Here is an 18421-nt window from a genome sequence, read left to right on the forward strand (position 1 = left end):
TTAAATGATTAAAAATTAATCAATTATAATTACATATGAATAGGTCTTTTACCTGTAGCATCCAATGCAGCTTCCTTGATAGCTTCTGCATATGTTGGGTGTGCGTGAGAACTTCTTGCGATATCTTCTGCACTTGCACGGAATTCCATTGCAATTACCCCTTCAGCGATCAAGTCGGCAGCTCTAGCTCCTACGATGTGCATTCCTAAAACTTCGTCAGTTTTTTCGTCTGCAAGGATTTTAACCAAACCATCAACATCACCACTTGCACGGCTTCTACCTAAAGCTCTCATTGGGAAAGATCCAACTTTGTAAGCTACACCTTCTTCTTTCAGTTGCTCTTCAGTTTTACCAACTCCGGCAACTTCAGGCCAAGTGTAAACAACACCAGGAATTAGGTTATAATTAACGTGAGGTTTTTGTCCAGCCAATGTTTCAGCAACAAAAACTCCTTCTTCTTCAGCTTTGTGAGCCAACATTGCCCCTTTGATAACGTCACCGATCGCGTAGATATTTGCAACGTTAGTCTGTAAGTGGTCGTTAGTTTTCACTCTTCCTCTTTCGTCAAGTTCAACACCTGCTTTTTCAAGTCCAAGACCGTCTGTGAAAGGTTTTCTACCTACAGAAACTAAACAGTAATCTCCTTCAACAGTTACTTCTTCTCCTTTTTTATCTTTAGCAGTAATTTTTACAGTATCTCCATTTCTTTCAACCGCAGAAACCGCTGTAGAAAGCATGAATTTCATTCCTTGCTTTTTAAGAACTTTCGTTAATTCTTTACTTAAAGCTCCGTCCATTGTAGGAATGATCTTGTCCATAAACTCAACAACAGTTACCTGAGCACCTAATCTTAAGTAAACAGAACCTAATTCAAGACCGATAACTCCACCACCGATAACTACTAAATGCTTAGGAATTTCCTTAAGATTTAAAGCTTCTGTAGAAGTAATTACTCTTTCTTTATCTAGCGTGATGAAAGGTAAAGAAGTTGGTTTAGAACCTGTTGCAATGATTGTATATTTAGAATCGATCGTTTCCGTAGAACCGTCGTTTTTAGTTACTTTGATCTGAGTAGCAGATTCGAAACTTCCAACGCCTTCAAAAACAGTGATTTTGTTTTTGTTCATCAGATAGCTGATTCCGTCTGTATTTTGCTTGATAACTTCGTTTTTACGCTCGATCATTCTTGCAATGTCTGCCTGAGGCTCATTGATAATGATTCCGTGACCTGCGAAATTATGTTTTGCATTTTCGAAATGTTCAGAGCTGTCTAGAAGCGCTTTTGACGGAATACATCCCACGTTAAGACAAGTTCCGCCTAAAGTTGGGTATTTTTCAATAATTGCTGTTGTGAAACCTAATTGTGCAGCACGAATTGCAGCAACATAACCACCAGGACCAGAACCGATTACGGTAACATCGAATTGACTCATGTTATTTTATGAATTTGTTTATTATTAAATTTCTTTATTCTTACAAATTTACTGATTAATTACCACGTGAGAAAGTGAGATTTGTCAAATTTTTCTTTAAACTTAAATATCAAGACCATGGATTTCTTCTCCTGTATTTCCATTAATTACTTTTAATTTAACAGGTTTCTCAATATTAAGATCTCCTTTAACTTTTATAAGTAATTCCTTACTTTTTCTTTCGGAGTCGTATAGCCAAATTGTATCACTGTTGTACTTTGTAATTTTAATTTTTGAATTATAATTCATGAAAGTAAAAATTGAATCATCTGCAACTCCCCATCTGTAAATTGATTCATCATATGGATAATCATTCCATGCCCATCTTTTATTTTCAACTTTGTTGAAAGAAAGTTTTTGAAGCTTATTCTTTTTCATAAACTTAAAAGTAAAACCGTAATATTCAGCCCTCTCTCTTGGCCACTCATAGTTCCAATATCCGATACTATCCTGATAAAGTATAACATCTTCTACTTTTTCTTTGGGACTTTTACAGTTCATAAGTAAAAGAATTCCAGCTAAAGGGATGAAAATTTTACTTATCATTTTTTTAAATTTAAAATAATTAGTAGAGAAATTACATATCTACATTGACCTTCCCTTCTCCAAATGTTCCCGTACTTTCAAAATAAGAACCTCCATAAACATACCATCCCAAATTTTCTAAAAATTCTACTGCATTTTCCGGAGTTATTTGTGAACGGTCTTTTTTAGTAACAATTCCTTTATACCATCTTCCTGATTTAGAATGATGCTCAAATTCAACAAAATAATGAATCCAAATTCTCTGACAAAGCTTGCATTGTTGAATCGATACTTCGGCATTTCTTCCGTTCGTACGGTCTATTCCTAATTCTGAACTTCTATATTCAGTATAATCAGAAGTAGGTTTTTCGCAGGCGCATCCAATTTTGGGGATTTTTTTCATGTATGAAATATTGGCTTTTTAGATAAAATTTTGGAGAGCAAATGTAAGGAAATATAAAAGCTCATAAAATAGTTTACAATGATTATTTCTTCATTAAATCAAGCAAAACCTTTTCATATTTATCTAAAATAATATCCTTTGAAAATCTTGATCTGATTGAATTTTTAATAGAATCTTTATCATAACTTCCATGCAGAATACTCATTACTTTTTGTGAAAAATCTTCGTGATTTTCAATATCAGAAACTTCTCCGTTCACTCTAGACTGGATGATTTCATTAATTCCGCCCGGACAATTATTCGCCAAAGAATAGGTTCCGCAAGCTCCGGCTTCCAATAATACATTCGGAAAACCTTCATATCTTGATGAAAGAATAAAAAGATCCGCAAATTTCAGGAATTGATAAGGATTTTCCTGTCTTCCATGAAAGTAAACATTTTTTAATCCTAAAAAATCTTTCATTTGATGTAAAATTTCCCTGTCTTTTCCGTCTCCTAAAATATGGAGTAAAATATTTTCATTTTTAAGCCTTGAAAAAACCTTCAACAAGTTATCGAAACCTTTTCTGGAAGATAAATTTCCTATGGCTACAACGTTTTTATAGTTATATTTAAAACTTTCAGGTTTTACAGCATTTGATAGTTTTTGATCTATAAATTCGAAATCAACAGGATTATTTATTTTAATAATTTTCTTCGATTTAATATTGAAATTACTCGTTAAATCTTTCATCATATCATCACTTTGCGCAATGATTCTCTGATAGTTATTGTAAAAATTATAGAAAAACTTGATCTCCTTTCTCGTTACATGCTGAGTGACAACATTGGTTTCTCTCGCAATGAATTTTGTTCTCGGAAAAAGCTTGATAAATAGCGCTAAATAAGCATTCACTTCTCCAAATCCGGAAAATACAATATCCGGTTTTCTTCTGTAAATTTCAGCAAGAATAGGCTTTAATGAATGTCTAATTCTTTCTGTATTAATATCAATAATTTCAACGTCTTTTTTAACAAGGTCAAGATATCCGCCTTTCTTGCGTAAAAGCAAAATCTTAGGCTCAAACCTATCTCTGGAAAGATGATTTGCTATTGTGGTAACAATTCTTTCTGCGCCTCCGGTTTCAAGATCCGGCAGAATAAACATAACAGAAATTTTTTTCGTCATAGTAAAAACCTTACCCACGAAGGAATAAGGCTGTATTTTTTAATTAGCAACGTCACTGATAAACTTGATTCTCAACATTCTCACTTCTTCATCAGAAAGTTCATCTCCAAATTCGTCTAACAAGACTTTCATACTGTCGCTTTCAGATTCGGTCATGAATTCCATGAAACCGTCTACGATGTCTTCATCAAAATTATCTTCGATATAATAATCGATATTCAACTTTGTCCCTTGATATACAATACGTTCCATTTCCTTCAACAGATCGTCCATTGATAGGTTTTTGGCTCTTGCAATATCTTCAAGGTCAATTTTTTTATCTGTACTCTGAATGATAAAAACTTTATGGCTGGATTTGTTCGCAACCTGTTTCAACACCATATCCTGAGTACGTTCTATGTTGTTGTCTTCAACATAAGTATTTATAAAATCCGCAAATTCTTTACCGTATTTTTTGGCTTTTCCTTCACCAACTCCGTAGATTTTGGCGATTTCGTCCAATGTGATCGGATATTGAACCGTCATATCTTCCAAACTTGGATCCATAAACACCGTGTAGGGCGGGATTCCATATTTTTTTGCGACTTTTTTTCTAAGATCTTTTAATTGTTCAAATAATTTTTGGTCTAAGCTTCCATTGGCCTGCATTTGAACCTGATCACTTTCTGCTTTTGTCTGAGAAAGATCAAATTCTCGGTCTTCAGCAATTAAGAATGAATGTTCAAGTTCTCCTTTTAAAACCAATTGCCCTTTTTCGGAAATCTTTAAAACACCATAAGTTTCAATATCTTTTTGAAGAAAATTCTGAACCGTGGCCTGTCTTAAAATTGTTTTCCAATAATTGTCTTTATCTTCTTTTCCGAAACCGAAATAAGAAGTCTGTTCTAATTTATATGACTTTGTAACAGCACTTTCCTTTCCGACAATCACAGAAATCAAATCTTTAGACTTGAATTTTTCTCCAGTTATGCTGATCAATTCCAACACCTTTTTCAAGTCATCCGTTGCATCTTTGAGTTTTGGAGGATTAGATGCATTGTCACACATTTTGGCTCCTTCACCCTTTATCGGATCAAAGATTTCACCAAAATAATACAGAATATACTGTCTTCTGCTCATTGAAGTTTCGGCGTAACCAACCACTTCATTTAAAAGCTGTAATCCGATTTCTCTTTCTGAAACAGGCTTTTGAGCTAAGAATTTTTCTAACTTCTCAATATCTTTAGGGTCGTAAAACGACAGGCAATAGCCTTCGCCACCATCCCGACCTGCGCGTCCGGTTTCCTGATAATAACTTTCCAGTGATTTCGGGAAATCATAGTGAATCACAAATCGTACGTCAGGCTTATCAATTCCCATTCCGAATGCGATCGTAGCTACAATCACATCAGCATCTTCCATCAAAAATTTATCCTGATTGGCAACTCGTACCTTTTGGTCAAGTCCGGCATGATAAGGAAGCGCATTAATTCCGTTTACCTGTAAAAGTTGAGCAAATTCTTCAACCTTTCTTCGACTTAAACAGTAAACAATCCCTGATTTTCCTTTTCTCTGATTGATAAATTTAACTATCTCTCTGTCTACATTCACCTTTGGACGAACTTCGTAATACAAATTCGCACGGTTAAAACTTTCTTTAAAGACTAAAGCATTGGTCATTCCTAAAGTTTTCTGGATATCATCCTGAACTTTTGGAGTTGCCGTTGCCGTTAATGCGATCACCGGAACATCGGCAATTTTATCAATAATAGATTTTAAGTTTCTGTATTCCGGTCTGAAATCGTGCCCCCATTCTGAAATACAGTGCGCTTCGTCTATGGCAACGAAAGAAATATTGACATCTTTAAAGAAATCAACATAATCTTCTTTGATCAAAGATTCCGGAGCTACATATAATAGTTTAGTTCTACCACTTGTAATATCGTCAAAAACCTGTTTGGTCTGCGTTTTGTTTAATGATGAATTTAAAACGTGCGCAACTCCGCTTTCAGATGAAAGGCCATTTACAGCATCCACCTGATTCTTCATTAATGCTATCAAAGGCGAAACCACAATTGCAGTTCCTTCAGAAATAAGAGCTGGAAGCTGGTAGCATAAAGACTTCCCCCCTCCTGTAGGCATCAAAACAAATATATCCTTTCCGTTCAGTAGATTTTCTATGATCTCTTCCTGTTGACCTTTGAAGGTAGAAAATCCGAAATATTTTTTCAATTCGCCCGATAAATTGGCTTTTTTTGCGCTCATCTAATTTTGTATTGCTAAATTTGCATCTATCCCAAAGTTATAAAATTTTTGCTGAAAATAAAAGCGAACGAATTTATAAAAATAAAATTTATATTAAATATTCTTTTTAAAGTATAAATTTATATCAGGAGATTTTTGTATACAAAATTGTAAAAGTAAAAATGGAAAGACCGAATATTATTTCAATCGCAAAAAGCACTTTAGAAATAGAAATTTCAGAACTTGAAAAATTAAAGAACAGAATAGACGATGATTTTGCAAAAGCAGTTGAAATTATTCACTCCGCAAAAGGAAAACTGATCGTTGTTGGTATTGGAAAATCTGCTCACGTTGGAAATAAAATTGTAGCCACATTGAACTCTACAGGCACTCCATCACAGTTTCTTCACGCTTCAGAGGCCATTCATGGAGATTTGGGGGTCATTCAAAAACAGGATGTTGTTTTATGTATTTCTCACTCGGGAAACTCTCCTGAAATTGTAACGCTTGTCCCTTATTTAAAAGATTATTCTTCCTCTTTAATTGGAATGACAGGAAATAAAAAAAGTAAACTTGCTGAATTCTCAGAAATCATATTAGACACTCATGTTGACATGGAAGCTTGTCCGAACAAACTGGCTCCAACAAGTTCAACAACCCTACAAATGGCTTTGGGAGACGCTTTAGCCATCGCTTTGATGGAATTAAATGATTTTAAAGAAAATGATTTTGCGAAATTTCACCCTGGAGGAAGTTTAGGAAAGAATTTAATTTCAAAAGTTGATGATTTTCTATCTTCTCAAAAACCTCAGGTTACGGAAGATTCTACAGTAAGAGATGTCATTATCTCAATCAGCGCATCAAGACACGGAATTACCGTTGTAACGAATGAAAATGAGATCATTGGAGTCGTTACTGACGGAGATTTAAGACGAATGTTGATGAAAGGTGAAGACGTTTCTGTAGTTTTAGCTAAAGATATCATGTCTGCCAACCCAAAAACGATAGAAAAAGACGCTTTGGCAAAAGAAGCCATGAAAATTTTAAAAGAAAACAATATCGGACAGCTTATCGTAACAGAAAACGGAAAATATTTCGGGATTATCGATTTGCATAAGCTGTTGGATGAGGGAATAAATTAGAACCTAGATATTAGAAGCTAGAAATTAGTTCTAAAACATGAAAAAATCTAACTTCTAATATCTAATCTCTAACTTCTTGTAAATATTTCATAAATTTGGAACTTTAAAAAATTATTCTGTGAGTGAAGGTAAAGAAATGTCCTTTCTAGGGCATATTGGAGAATTAAGAGGTCATCTTGTACGATCAATGATCGCGATCATAATTGCCGCTTTCGCTGTTGGTTTTAACATCAACTGGATCATGGACCATATCTTTTTTGGACCTACCAGAAACGATTTCCCTACATTTGAAATTGTAAATCACTTTTCCAGAATGATTTTGGGAGAAGACAGTATCCACCTTCCGAAAGAGTTTCCTGTACGTGTACAAAGGCTTTATCAGCAGTTTAATGTCATGATGTCCGTTTCTATTTTTGGTGGAATCGTTGGTGCATTTCCTTACATTGTTTGGGAATTGTGGCGTTTTATTGGTCCGGCTTTGCATCCAAGAGAGAGAAAAAATTCAATCTTTATCATCAATGCGATTTGGATTCTTTTCATGACAGGTGTTTTATGTGGATATTTTTTAATCCTTCCTTTTGCTATTAATTTTGGAGTTATCTTCAAAATCTCAGATATTATTGTTCCGCTTTACGACTTAAGCGATTACACAACTTTATTCTTACAAGTTATTTTGGGTATGGGTGTTATTTTCCTTTTCCCGATCCTTATTTATTTCCTTACAACTATCGGAATTTTGACGCCAAAATTCATGAGAACATATCGTCGTCACGCGATTGTTTTAATTATGGTTGTTGCGGCAATTATTACTCCTGCAGATGTTTTAAGTATGATTATGGCAGCATTACCACTACTTCTGCTTTACGAATTCAGTATTATTATGTGTGCTTATACTCATAAAAAAGTTTTGAAGCGTGAAGAAAATCTTCCGGCAGTTCAGAAGTAATTTAAGTAAGATTTAAATCGAAAAATGATCAAAGAGCTAAACCGAATTGAAGATTCTGTTTTTAAAATCTTACAATTAAATCTATCAAATATTGAAACAGATTTAGAATGTGAAGAATATTTTGGTCATAATTTTTCACTTAATAATTTTAAAATTAAATTCCGGAAAGCTAAGATTACGCCTACCAAAAACGGGCAATTTGTGACTTTATGGAGAAGAAATTCTGAAGGAAAAACAGAACCATTCAACGCTTCCGATGATTTTGATTTTTATATTATCGCCACAGAAAACGATCCTCAATATGGATTTTTTATATTCCCCAAAAAAGTATTAGCTGAAAAATATATACTGACTGATAATCAAAAAGAGGGCAAACGAGGGTTTCGGGTTTACCCCAATTGGGATGAACCTGAAAGTAAACAGGCTGAAAAAACTAAAAACTGGCAAACTAAATATTTTATTGACATATCGGATAATAACGATATCGATCTTAATAAATTCAAAAATATTATTTAAAAAATTCTTTAATTAAAATTAAAAAGTAAAATATCATCTTTGTCATTCCTAAGGTATCTCAGCTTTTAAACATTTTTTTTAACGCAAAGATCTATTTTAATTCTGTAAATTTTAAGGAGCAAAGAATTGAATCAATATGATTGATTCTTAAGAAGCTTACTTCATCAGCGACTTTGTCGCATCTCTTTGCACCTTAAAAGTAATACACTTGTATATTAAAACTTTGCGTTTAAATTATAGCAAATTCTTCATTGTGCCTTGATTCGTTCTGAATTACAATCAAATATTTTTTGTTGATTTAATTAATTTTCATAGAGCTTTATAATTTATTTTTTCTCAGTTGGTATTAAATTTTCTATTTTTGGATAGATTAATTTAATTTCAAATGAAAAAGCTTTCATATACACTTTTATTAGCATCAGGACTTGTTTTCGGACAATTCTTCGAAAGACCGGAAATTTTCACCAAACAAGATACTTTAAAAGGTTCCAATACCAAATTCAGAAACTTTTGGGATGTGAAAAAATATGAGCTTTCCGTTGAACCTAATTTTGAGCAAAAAAGCATCAAAGGAATCAACAAAATCAGTTTTGAAATTATAAAAGATGTTGCTAATCCTACCTTTCAAATTGACCTTCAACAACCGATGAAAGCTGATAAAGTGGAAGCAAATTTCCCGATTGCAGAATATAAACAAGACGGGGGTTTTATTTGGATCAAAACCAATAAAAGCTTCAAAAAAGGAGAAAAATATACTATTGATGTGACCTATTCCGGAAATCCTGTGATCGCTAAAAATGCACCGTGGGACGGAGGCTGGGTTTTCACAACAGATGAGAAAGGAAATCCTTGGATGAGCGTTGCAGATGAAGGAATCGGAGCTTCAATCTGGCTTCCTACAAAAGACATCTGGAGTGATGAACCTGATAATGGAATGGTTATGAAAATCATCACGCCTAAAGATTTAGTTGGAGTTGGAAATGGAAGACTGATTGATAAAAAAACTGAAGGAGATAAAACAACCTACACTTGGCAGGTTAAAAACCCAATCAATGCCTACTCTATTATCCCCAATATTGGAAAATATGTCAATTTTAAAGACACTTACAAAGGTGAAAAAGGAACGCTGGATTTAGATTATTGGGTATTGGATTATAATTTAGATAAAGCAAAAAAACAATTCCAGCAGGTAAAACCAATGCTTTCTGCTTTTGAATATTGGTTTGGCGCATACCCTTTCTATGAAGATTCTTACAAGCTAGTTGATTCACCTTATTTGGGCATGGAACATCAGAGTAATGTTGCTTACGGAAACGGTTATCAAAACGGATACCGTGGAAGAGATTTTTTTGGAACAGGAGTTGGCTTAAACTGGGATTATATCATCGTTCACGAAAGCGGACACGAGTGGTTTGCCAACAATATCACTGCAAAAGATCAGGCAGACATGTGGATTCATGAGAGTTTTACAACCTATTCTGAGACCCTTTTTATCGAAAAATATATGGATAAAAAGTCCGCAGATATTTATGCTCAAGGATATAGAAATAAAATTGATAATGACGTTCCGATTATCGGGAAATATGGCGTAAGAAATGAAGGAAGCGGCGATATGTATCCAAAAGGAGCAAGTATGATCCATACAATTCGTCAGATTATTAATAATGATGAAAAATTCAGGCAGATATTGAGAGGTTTGAGTAAAGAATTCTATCATCAAACCGTAACAACGCAACAGATTGAAAATTATATTTCATCAAAATCCGGTATTGATTTTTCGAGCGTATTTAATCAATATTTAAGAACTATAAAAATTCCGACTTTGGAGTATTCTCAAAAAGGAGAAGAGTTGAAATTCCGTTATACAAATGTGATCAAAAACCTTAAACTTCCGATCATCATTGATGGCGAGCAAACCATTAATCCAACCGAAAGCTGGCAAACCGTTAAATTAAAAAAAGGAACTCTGGTTCAATTTAACAAGAATTATTATATTAATTACAAGAAAGTACAGTAAATATAGAAGGCAAAATCGTGAAATATCGGTTTTGCTTTTTTATTTATTTCAACCATTAAGAATTTGTAAGGAGTTAAGTTTAATTAAGAAAATCAAATCGATTTTAAATTTAAAACGGGATCAAACTTAATATTCTTAACCTCTTAATAAAAATCTTAATGGTTAAAATATAATATGCTTTTTCATTTTACTAATTTTAATCTGAAATTTTAAGAAAAGTTTAATACATCAGTTCGTAACAAAATGGATTTTACGACAACTATTTAATTATAATTTAAACTCAATGAAAAAAATAGCACTAAGTTTAAGCGTTTTGGCTACCGTTTTAGTAAGCGCTCAGTCTATTAAAACCAACATCGACCTTGTGAATGTAAAGGACGATAAAGTTGCCGTTACGATGGAATTCCCAAAAATGAAATCAGGCGACATCAAGTTCCATTTTCCAAAAACCGTTCCCGGAACCTATTCTGTGGATGATTACGGAAGATTTATAGAAGGTATCAAATTTTTAGACAATAAAGGAAAAGAACTGACTTTCACTAAAGTGAATGACAACACGTATTCTCTTAAAAATGCTCAAAATTTAACTAAAGTAACCTATTTGGTGAATGACAGTTTTGATGACGAAATGGATACGTCAAAACATAAAGCCGTATTTTCTCCGTCCGGAACAGATATCGAACAAGGAAAAGTATACATGATCAATACACACGGATTCATCGGATATATCGACAATATGCAGGATGTTCCTTATCAATTGGTGGTTCAAAAACCAACTGATTTTTACGGAACGACAGCTTTGGTTGATCAGGATAAATCTGAATCTACAGACACTTACGTTTTAGCGAATTACGCAAAAGTGACAGATTCTCCGTTAATGTACACAAAACCTGATTATATCACCTTCAATGCAGGAGGAATGGATCTTGTTTTGGGAGTTTATTCACCAACTGGAAAATACAAAGCGGCAGATTTTAAGGAGAATTTAGAAAAAATGGTAGTTGCTCAAAAGAAATTTTTGGGTGATATGAATACCAATAAAAAATATGCAATCTTACTTTATCTTTCAGGTACTGGTGAGCCGCAAATCAAAGGTTTCGGAGCATTGGAACACCACGAATCTACAAGTGTTGTATTGCCTGAAATGATGCCGAAAGATGCGATCGACAAAGCTATTACAGACGTTGTTTCTCACGAATTTTTCCACACGGTAAATCCGTTGAAGACACATTCTGAAGAAATTCATAACTTTGATTATGCTGATCCTAAAATGTCTCAACACCTTTGGATGTATGAAGGCGGAACGGAATATTTTGCTAATTTATTCCAGATTCAGGAAGGTTTAATTGATAAAAATGAGTTCTTAAAGAGAATTAACGAAAAAATTACCAATTCTAAGAACTACGACGATACAATGCCATTCACGGTGATGAGTAAAAATGTTCTTTTGGATCAATACAAAGATCAGTACAGAAATGTGTACGAAAAAGGAACACTTTTAACGATGTGTCTTGATATTGAATTGAGAAAACTATCCAACGGTGAAATGGGTTACCGCGATATGATCAGAAAATTATCTCAGAGATTTGGTGAAAATAAGCCTTTCAAAGATGATAAACTGATTGATGAATTGGTAACTGTAACAGGTTATCCTCAAATCAAAGATTTTTACAATAAATATATTGCAGGAAGCCAGCCAACGCCTTATGCAGAATACTTGAGTCAGGTAGGTGTGGAAATCAGCAAGCAGGAAACTCCGCCGATTTTTTGGTTAATTAAAGATCCAAATCAAACAGGATACAACGAGAAAAATAACACGTTTGTTTTTGATGAAAGTTCAGCTTTATCTCCTTTCTCTAAAAGCATCGGATTTAAAATCACAGATGAAGTTTTAGCTTTAGACGGAAAAACAATTGATATTAAAAATGTACAGGCCTTTATCAATTATTCTAAAACCATTAAAGAAGGACAAAACGTAACCGTGACTGTTCTTAGAAAAAATGGTGATAAAATGGATAAAATCGACCTTAAAGGAAAAGCAATTCTTGATAAATTGACGATGGAAACGCTTCAGTACAAGGCTAATCCGACTCCGGCAGAAAAGAAATTGCAGGATCAGTGGTTAACTGGCAAGAAATAATTAAAAGTTAATAGTAAATAATAAAGCGGGGAAATTTTTCCTCGCTTTTTTTTGTTTTTGAAACACGAATAACACAAATTTGACCACGAAAATCACAAATTTTTGTTAGTGTCATTTGTGAAAAAACACTTGTGTTACTTGTGTTTTAAAAAAAAATATTCCTACCCTTTTTTAATCGTTATTCTAAAAGTAGTACCCTTCCCAACTTCAGTCTGGGAAATTTTAATATCGCCGTTATGGTATTCCTGAACCACTCTTTTTGCCAATGACAAACCTAATCCCCAGCCTCTTTTTTTAGTAGAATATCCTGGTTTAAAAGCATTTCTGGCTTGTTGTTTGGTCATTCCGCTTCCGGTATCTTTTACTTCGATCAAGATATTTTTATTTCTCTCAAAGACAAACATTTGCAATGCTCCCTCACCTTTCATTGCGTCTACTGCATTTTTAACTAAGTTTTCAATTACCCAGCTCATCAGAATTTTATTGTGTGGAACCAGAATATCGTATTTTGGAAGATGTAAGCTAAAATCAATTTTTCGGGAAATTCTTGTCTTTAGATAATCAAAATTCCCCTGAATTGTTGCGTTAAAATTGGTATCATTGAGTTCAGGAACTGAGCCAATTTTTGAAAATCGCTCTGAAATTGTTCTTAATCTTTCAATATCTTTTTCAATCTCATGAACACCTTCAGAATCGGGATCTTCAAGCTTCATGATTTCCATCCAGCCTATCATTGAAGATAACGGAGTTCCGATCTGGTGAGCAGTTTCTTTTGCTAAACCTGCCCAAAGGTAACCTTCATCGGTCTTCTTTATTGTTCTGAAAAACCAAAACGAGAATAAGAAATAACATAAAATAAAAAATCCTAATATAAATGGAGAATACCGTAAATTATTCAGCAACGGAGAGTTATCATAAAAAACGATCTGTTTGTTTCCTTCTGCAATTTCAATTTCAATAGGGCTGTAGCTTTTTGCCATTTTTTTTGCTAAAGTCACTATTTTTACAGGATCATTTTCAATGTCTTGTGGTAGATTTTTATGTTCTATAATTCTATCATCCTTATCTAAAAGAATAACAGGAATCGTACTGTTTGAGCCATAAATCTGAAGAAGTAATGCCTGAATTTCTAAATTGGGAGTAGCAACTTCCTGTTGAAACTTTAGGGCACTCACCAAGATATCAACTCTTTTAATTTCCTCTTTACGGAGAAAATTAATCAAAATCGTAGATGCAATAACAATTGTGAGTACCACAATGGTCATTAAGGTAAAAGTAATCCAGTTATTTAATCTGGCAAATATGGATTTTCTCAAGATAATTTATTTTTTTGAATATCCGCTTTTAATTATAATGCTTTTTTTAACGCAAAGCACGCAAAGATATTTTGACTACTAACTGTTTTAAGGTTCGCAAAGGCGTTCTACTCAGCTAAGTTCACAAAGATTCTTTCATTATGTCAAATTACGGATAATCATATTTATTTTAAAACATTCAGAATTTTCTGCAACTCTGCACCTCCGCTCCCTTGATAATTATTAATAATTATAGAGAACACATATTTTTTTCCCTCTTTGGAGGTATGATATCCTGTGAAGGATTTTGTATCACTCATGGTTCCACTTTTCATTTTCATACCGTTATCCTGTGTTGGAAAACCGTCATAATAAGCTTCAAACCAAGCCTGCTTTTTTGCATACAACAAAGCCTGAACTTCTGCTTTTGCAGAAACGTAATTCTGTGGTGAAAGTCCGCTTCCATCGGCAAAATTGATCATACTGGCGTTAATTCCTTTTGATTTCCAGAATTCTTTAAGGTAAGCTACTCCACTTTTGAAACTTGGATCCCCTTTTTTCTCCTTTCCTAAGGTTTTAATGAAAGTTTCACCATACATATTGATACTTTTCCTTAAAAACCAATAAACGATCTTGTCTAAAGTCGGAGATTCATACGTAAGAATTATATTCGCTTTTGAAGCCTGTAAAACCTGTTTTCCTTCCAATTCGAGTTGGGAATTCGTAACTACTTTTCCTGAAAGTTCAATTCCTGATTCTTTTAACCAATCTTTGACTTCAACACCTAATTGCAATGGTGGATTTGGCACTGATCCTGAAACGGTTACCATCTTTCCTGCGGGTAAAGTTCCGTTGATTAAAGCAACATCAGAATGTGGTGCTGTGAAAATTAAACTTTGATCTGAATTTCCTCCTGTTTTTAAATCATTCAGCCATTTTACGCCTTCCAAAGGATAGGAAAAATTCTTAAACTCTGTTCCGTTAATATTAATATCAAACTGATTTTCTCGCCAATTCACACCCCAAACTCCAGCTCCATAATAATTTCCAAGATCATCCCAAGGCCAACCTCCAGGGATTGTCTGATGGTCAAAATAAGAATCATCAATAATTAAATCTCCCGAAATTTTTGTAATTCCTGATTTTTTTACGGCTTCAATGAATTTCTTTTTAAAATTTTCCGGTTTGTAGGCTTCGTAACGCCAACTTCCTAAAGTAGGATCGCCGTTTGAAGAAATGAAAAGATTTCCGTTCAAATTTCCTCCCGAAATAGTTCCGGAATAGCTTGAAATGGTTTTATACGTATAATTTTTGCCTAAAGTTTCCAAAGCTGCTCCTGCAGTGAATATTTTCTGTGTAGAAGCTGTTGAAAGTCCTTTATTTCCTTGGTATTCGTAAATGAAATTTCCGCTTTCATCAGACACATAAAAAGATAAGTTGGAGGCAACAGCTCCCGAAGAATCCATTAGATCTTTGGTTGCTTTATCCAGTTTTTGGGCAATATTTTGAGCGAAAATGAGCTGAGTTGAAAGCACAAGAACAGCAAACGTTTTTTTCATTGCATTTTGTTTTTATGATCCTGTAATCTTTATACATTACATTCAGATGCTTCGACTTCGCTCAACATGACAGCGCTAATACCAACTGTCATTTTATAACTTTGTCATGCTGAGCGAAGTCGAAGCATTTACTATTATTTAAATCAAATATAATTAAAATTACAATTCTGAACCAGCTTCAATTTCGTATGGTTCTTTTCCTTTTTCAAAAATCCTTGTCAGTTCACTTCCTTCAACAGAAATTTTATCGCCAATTCTTCTGATCCAGTTTCCTTCTCGAAGCCCGACAACTTTAAGATCATTTTGCGTTAAAAATTCTTTGATTCTGGTTTCTCTTGTTTCTCCATTATGTTTTAAATCCGGATTGGGATCTAAATAATGTGGATTTAAATTAAAAGGAACCAATCCCATACATTCAAAACTTGGTGGATAAACGATTGGCATATCGTTCGTCGTTTTCATATTTTGTCCTCCGATATTACTTCCTGCGCTACAACCTAAATACGATTTTCCACTTTCTACGTTTGATTTTAAAACTGACATCAAACCTTCTTCATGTAAAGTTTTAACCAATAAAAAAGTATTTCCTCCGCCTGTAAAATATCCTTTAGCGTTGTTTAAAGCTTCAATTTTATCTTCAAACTCATGAAGACCTTTTACTTTAATATTAATTGTTTCGAAGAAAGAACGGGCTTTTGCGGTGTAATCGTCATGGGAAATTCCACCCGGCCTTGCAAAAGGAACGAAAATGATTTCGTCAATTCCATTATATAATTGTATTAATTCTTCTCTTAAATATTCTAAATATTCACCACCAAAAATTGTGGAAGTTGAGGCTAATATGATGTTCATACAAGAAAATTATATTGATTATTAAAAATAAAACTCGAATTACAAAGATAACTCAAACATCGATGAATCAAAAATTACGCTAAAAAAATGCATTTATCCGTTAATATTTTCTAAAAAAACTTAAAGCTTCTAAAATTTAAGCCTTTGTGGAATTATTATTGAATTTTAGAAATAAGAATTTTAAAAATGTACGATTATGAAAATGACTAAAATTAATATCAAAACTGTATTTTTAGGTTTAATCCTTGTAGGAAGTGCTAGTTTTGTAAATGCACAAACAACGCAAACGGATACTGCAAGCAGTACAACAACTACGGCTGCTACAGCTCAATCAGGCAATGCAACGATTGACGGACTTAAAAAACAAATCGAAACAAATCCCAAGGATACGGAATCATTAGCAAAATTGGCTACAGCATATCAGGAAGCATCAGACTGGACAAACGCAGTTGATACTTGGAAAAAGATATCTGCTTTGTTACCGGATTGGGCTCCATCATATTACAGTCAGGCATACGCTTATCAAGCGGCTAAAGATGATGCTAACGCAAAACTTTCTTACGAAAAATATATCGCAACGGTAAAACCGGAAGAAGTGGAACAGAATAAGAAAAATTTAGCTTACGCTTATTTCTATATTGCCTTTGCAGAACAACAATCTGATCCTGCCAAAGCAAAAGAACATATTGCAAAATCTATACAGTATGATCCTACCAATCAGGATGCTGTAAAATTGAGTAAAGCTTTAAATTCATAAAATAAAGTAAAATCCGGAATATTTTTCCGGATTTTTTTATTGTTTTTAATTAATATTCTTACCAAAAAAGTCGGTTTCACAATGCAAATGTTTGATTATTTTTTCAATATTTCTTTGAATGCTGGCTTCAGTTTTTAAATTATTGATGTAACGAATTAATTCTAATCTTCTTGACGGAATTAAATTTTCAAAATTTTGTAAGGCAACAGGATTTTCTTTGATCGCTTTATCCAATTGAGGATGAATGGAAATCGTTCTGTCTGAATTATCAAATTCAACTGACACTTCAATTGTCTCGCCTATTCTTTTTGGAGAATCTTTTAGCATGGTCAAGTTGATGTATAACCGCCATTCTCCTAAATATTTCATTAAATTTTGCTTGAATTCTTTACCATTTACCGTTCCTTTCACAGGAATTGGACTTTTATTTTTTTCCGAAGTTTCAAAAATTTCATTTAAAATTTTCTCAGGAATAAAAACAAAAGGATTGATACCAATGATTTCGAGTTGAGCTGTGAAGTGGTTTTTCATTAGTAACAAATTTATAAAATTGTTTTTATTTGAAATGCTTCGCTCCTAACTCCTAACTTCTAACTTCTAACTTCTAACTTCTAACTTCTAACTTCTAACTTCTAACTTCTAACTAAAATTAAAAATTTTCCACTCAAAAAGGATTGTTTATCTTTGTATAAATAAATCTTTAAACAAATGAAATTTTTTATTGACACTGCCAATTTAGAGCAAATTAGAGAAGCTAAAGACCTTGGAATTTTAGATGGTGTAACAACTAACCCATCTTTAATGGCTAAAGAAGGAATTCAGGGAGCTGAGGCTATCAAAAATCATTATAAAGCAATTTGCGAGATCGTAGACGGAGATATTTCTGCTGAAGTTCTTTCTACAACTTACGAAGAAATGATCAAAGAAGGTGATGAATTGGCTGCAATCCACCCGAATATCGTTGTGAAAATTCCAATGATCAAAGACGGTATCAAGGCTTTAAAATATTTTTCTGATAAAGGAATTAAAACTAACTGTACATTAATTTTCTCTGCCGGACAGGCTCTTTTAGCTGCAAAAGCAGGTGCAACTTACGTTTCTCCTTTCTTGGGAAGACTTGATGATATTTCTACTGACGGATTAAACTTAATCCAGGAAATCAGATTGATTTTTGATAACTATATGTATGAAACTGAAATTTTAGCAGCTTCTATCCGTCACCAAATGCACATTATTGACTGTGCTAAAATCGGTGCTGATGTTATTACTTCTCCACTTCCTCCAATCTTGAGTTTGTTGAGACACCCATTAACAGACAGCGGATTGGCTCAGTTTATTGCAGATTCTCAGAAATTAGCTTAACATTAAGCTTACCTTAAAATATAAAACCCTTGAAAATTACTTTT

At 33.5% G+C, this 18421-nt stretch carries 16 protein-coding genes; 7 read left to right on the forward strand and 9 right to left on the reverse strand.

Annotation, left to right across the window (positions count from 1 at the left end; all coding sequences use genetic code 11):
* Positions 1–29: 29 nt before the first annotated feature.
* From lpdA to recQ, 5 genes are all read right to left on the reverse strand, one after another.
* Positions 30–1433 (reverse strand): dihydrolipoyl dehydrogenase, encoded by a 1404-nt coding sequence (gene lpdA, locus SB689_RS03645; RefSeq protein ID WP_410690772.1) that lies wholly within the window; start codon positions 1431–1433, stop codon positions 30–32.
* A gap of 102 nt (positions 1434–1535) precedes the next feature.
* Positions 1536–2018, reverse strand: a complete 483-nt coding sequence (locus tag SB689_RS03650; RefSeq protein WP_410690773.1) for a hypothetical protein — start codon at positions 2016–2018, stop codon at positions 1536–1538.
* A gap of 31 nt (positions 2019–2049) precedes the next feature.
* A complete protein-coding gene (locus SB689_RS03655) occupies positions 2050–2400 on the reverse strand; it encodes a hypothetical protein (protein WP_410690774.1) in 351 nt (116 codons plus the stop codon).
* An 82-nt stretch (positions 2401–2482) separates the two neighbouring features.
* Positions 2483–3547 (reverse strand): glycosyltransferase, encoded by a 1065-nt coding sequence (locus SB689_RS03660; RefSeq protein WP_410690775.1) that lies wholly within the window; start codon positions 3545–3547, stop codon positions 2483–2485.
* A 60-nt stretch (positions 3548–3607) separates the two neighbouring features.
* Positions 3608–5812: a DNA helicase RecQ gene (gene recQ, locus SB689_RS03665; protein WP_410690776.1), complete on the reverse strand. Its 2205-nt coding sequence runs from the start codon at positions 5810–5812 to the stop codon at positions 3608–3610.
* 161 nt (positions 5813–5973) lie between these two features.
* Between recQ and SB689_RS03670 the strand changes: the two genes are divergently transcribed.
* The 5 genes from SB689_RS03670 (at position 5974) to SB689_RS03690 (ending at position 12552) form a co-directional block, all read left to right on the forward strand.
* Positions 5974–6933 (forward strand): SIS domain-containing protein, encoded by a 960-nt coding sequence (locus tag SB689_RS03670; protein WP_410690777.1) that lies wholly within the window; start codon positions 5974–5976, stop codon positions 6931–6933.
* 118 nt (positions 6934–7051) lie between these two features.
* A complete protein-coding gene (gene tatC, locus SB689_RS03675) occupies positions 7052–7879 on the forward strand; it encodes a twin-arginine translocase subunit TatC (RefSeq protein WP_170857252.1) in 828 nt (275 codons plus the stop codon).
* Positions 7880–7903: 24 nt separating this feature from the next.
* Positions 7904–8395, forward strand: a complete 492-nt coding sequence (locus tag SB689_RS03680) for a MepB family protein (RefSeq protein ID WP_410690778.1) — start codon at positions 7904–7906, stop codon at positions 8393–8395.
* A gap of 385 nt (positions 8396–8780) precedes the next feature.
* A complete protein-coding gene (locus SB689_RS03685; RefSeq protein WP_410690779.1) occupies positions 8781–10412 on the forward strand; it encodes a M1 family metallopeptidase in 1632 nt (543 codons plus the stop codon).
* 283 nt (positions 10413–10695) lie between these two features.
* Positions 10696–12552 carry a peptidase M61 gene (locus SB689_RS03690; protein ID WP_410690780.1) on the forward strand — a complete coding sequence of 619 codons (1857 nt, stop codon included), beginning with the start codon at positions 10696–10698 and terminating at the stop codon, positions 12550–12552.
* 161 nt (positions 12553–12713) lie between these two features.
* Here SB689_RS03690 and SB689_RS03695 read toward each other — a convergent pair whose 3' ends face one another.
* From SB689_RS03695 to pepE, 3 genes are all read right to left on the reverse strand, one after another.
* Positions 12714–13871, reverse strand: coding sequence for a sensor histidine kinase (locus SB689_RS03695; RefSeq protein ID WP_410691285.1), 1158 nt, complete (start codon positions 13869–13871; stop codon positions 12714–12716).
* A 161-nt stretch (positions 13872–14032) separates the two neighbouring features.
* On the reverse strand, positions 14033–15406 hold the full coding sequence (dacB, locus tag SB689_RS03700; RefSeq protein ID WP_410690781.1) for a D-alanyl-D-alanine carboxypeptidase/D-alanyl-D-alanine-endopeptidase: 1374 nt from the start codon (positions 15404–15406) through the stop codon (positions 14033–14035).
* Positions 15407–15565: 159 nt separating this feature from the next.
* Complete coding sequence (gene pepE, locus SB689_RS03705; RefSeq protein ID WP_410690783.1) at positions 15566–16258, reverse strand: dipeptidase PepE; 693 nt, start codon at positions 16256–16258, stop codon at positions 15566–15568.
* A 196-nt stretch (positions 16259–16454) separates the two neighbouring features.
* Here pepE and SB689_RS03710 point away from each other — a divergent pair, with 196 nt between their 5' ends.
* Positions 16455–17015: a tetratricopeptide repeat protein gene (locus tag SB689_RS03710; RefSeq protein WP_410690785.1), complete on the forward strand. Its 561-nt coding sequence runs from the start codon at positions 16455–16457 to the stop codon at positions 17013–17015.
* Between the two features lie 45 nt (positions 17016–17060).
* On the opposite strand, the gene SB689_RS03715 is transcribed toward SB689_RS03710, so the two are convergent.
* Positions 17061–17546 (reverse strand): YdeI/OmpD-associated family protein, encoded by a 486-nt coding sequence (locus SB689_RS03715; protein WP_410690786.1) that lies wholly within the window; start codon positions 17544–17546, stop codon positions 17061–17063.
* A gap of 177 nt (positions 17547–17723) precedes the next feature.
* On the opposite strand from SB689_RS03715, the gene fsa reads away from it, so the two are divergent.
* Entirely contained in the window at positions 17724–18377 is a 654-nt protein-coding gene (gene fsa, locus SB689_RS03720) for a fructose-6-phosphate aldolase (RefSeq protein WP_410690787.1), read from the forward strand.
* Positions 18378–18421: the final 44 nt, after the last annotated feature.

The sequence above is a fragment of the Chryseobacterium sp. SIMBA_038 genome (assembly GCF_046535115.1).
GTDB lineage: Bacteria > Bacteroidota > Bacteroidia > Flavobacteriales > Weeksellaceae > Chryseobacterium.

Bases quoted from the DNA above. Each gene is read 5' to 3' on its own strand.
- SB689_RS03655 (WP_410690774.1), bottom strand. From the start codon at position 2,400: ATGAAAAAAATCCCCAAAATTGGATGCGCCTGCGAAAAACCTACTTCT.
- SB689_RS03685 (WP_410690779.1), top strand. From the start codon at position 8,781: ATGAAAAAGCTTTCATATACACTTTTATTAGCATCAGGACTTGTTTTC.
- SB689_RS03710 (WP_410690785.1), top strand. From the start codon at position 16,455: ATGAAAATGACTAAAATTAATATCAAAACTGTATTTTTAGGTTTAATC.
- pepE (WP_410690783.1), bottom strand. From the start codon at position 16,258: ATGAACATCATATTAGCCTCAACTTCCACAATTTTTGGTGGTGAATAT.
- dacB (WP_410690781.1), bottom strand. From the start codon at position 15,406: ATGAAAAAAACGTTTGCTGTTCTTGTGCTTTCAACTCAGCTCATTTTC.
- recQ (WP_410690776.1), bottom strand. From the start codon at position 5,812: ATGAGCGCAAAAAAAGCCAATTTATCGGGCGAATTGAAAAAATATTTC.
- SB689_RS03715 (WP_410690786.1), bottom strand. From the start codon at position 17,546: ATGAAAAACCACTTCACAGCTCAACTCGAAATCATTGGTATCAATCCT.
- lpdA (WP_410690772.1), bottom strand. From the start codon at position 1,433: ATGAGTCAATTCGATGTTACCGTAATCGGTTCTGGTCCTGGTGGTTAT.
- SB689_RS03650 (WP_410690773.1), bottom strand. From the start codon at position 2,018: ATGATAAGTAAAATTTTCATCCCTTTAGCTGGAATTCTTTTACTTATG.
- SB689_RS03680 (WP_410690778.1), top strand. From the start codon at position 7,904: ATGATCAAAGAGCTAAACCGAATTGAAGATTCTGTTTTTAAAATCTTA.
- SB689_RS03690 (WP_410690780.1), top strand. From the start codon at position 10,696: ATGAAAAAAATAGCACTAAGTTTAAGCGTTTTGGCTACCGTTTTAGTA.
- fsa (WP_410690787.1), top strand. From the start codon at position 17,724: ATGAAATTTTTTATTGACACTGCCAATTTAGAGCAAATTAGAGAAGCT.
- SB689_RS03660 (WP_410690775.1), bottom strand. From the start codon at position 3,547: ATGTTTATTCTGCCGGATCTTGAAACCGGAGGCGCAGAAAGAATTGTT.
- SB689_RS03670 (WP_410690777.1), top strand. From the start codon at position 5,974: ATGGAAAGACCGAATATTATTTCAATCGCAAAAAGCACTTTAGAAATA.